The organism is Pseudomonas sp. P5_B2 (assembly GCF_056400445.1).
This window is the reverse complement of record NZ_JBFULH010001144.1, coordinates 1-947: the sequence shown is the minus strand read 5'-3', so window position 1 is coordinate 947 and position 947 is coordinate 1. Positions and strand designations below refer to the sequence as shown.

The 947-nt window shown below is 55.9% G+C and carries 1 protein-coding gene; it reads right to left on the bottom strand.

Annotation, left to right across the window (positions count from 1 at the left end; translation table 11 throughout):
- Nucleotides 1-23 precede the first annotated feature (23 nt).
- On the bottom strand, nt 24-947 hold a 924-nt coding region (locus tag AC1DRJ_RS29765; protein WP_477805277.1), incomplete at its 5' end, for a magnesium and cobalt transport protein CorA.

Below are 947 nucleotides of genomic sequence, written 5' to 3'. Positions count from 1 at the left end.
CCTCGCCACAGGTAAGTAAGCCGTTACAACCACCCCGACTTCTTGAAACTCGCCCACAACCCTGTACACCCCACCACAATAAACCCCAGTACCCCAAAGTACCCGTATTGCCACGCCAGCTCCGGCATGTTCTGGAAATTCATCCCGTAGATCCCGGCCACTGCCGTCGGAAACGCCAAAATCGCCGCCCACGCTGCAAATTTGCGCTGCACCACGCTCTGGCGAGAAGCTTCCAGCAGCACCCCAATCTCAATGGTCTGGCTGGCAATGTCTGCCAGGGTTGTCAGGTCTTCCATCTGCCGCGTCACGTGAATCTGCACATCACGGAAGTACGGGCGCATGTTCTTGTCGATGAACGGGAAGCTCAGCTTCTGCAGTTCCTCACCGATCTCCACCATGGGTGCCGCATAACGACGCAGACGCAATACGTCCCGGCGCAGGCCATGAAGTTTCTGGATGTCACGTTCGTTCAGCGTACCGCACAACAACACGTTGCGTTCCAGCTCATCGATCTCGGCATGGATTGCTTCGCCCATTGGCTGATAGTTTTCAATTACGAAATCGAGGAGGGCGTAGAGGACGAAATCTTCCCCGTGCTCAAGTAACAGCGGACGCGCCTCACAACGCTGCCGGACATAGGCGTATGAGGCCGAATGCCCATTGCGCGCGGTAATGATGTAACCGTTACCGGCAAAGATATGAGTCTCGATGAATTGCAGTTTGCCTTCGTTTCGAATCGGCGAATACGTGACGATAAACAGCGCATCACCGAACGTTTCGAGCTTCGGTCGGCTGTGCTTTTCCAGGGCATCTTCGATGGCCAATTCATGCAGGTTGAACTGGCGTTGCAGGTTGGCCAGTTCCTGGGCATCGGGCTCTTCGAGGCCGATCCAGACAAAGTGGCCAGGTTTTGCAGCCCAGGCAGCGCCTTCGTCGAGGGTGATGTT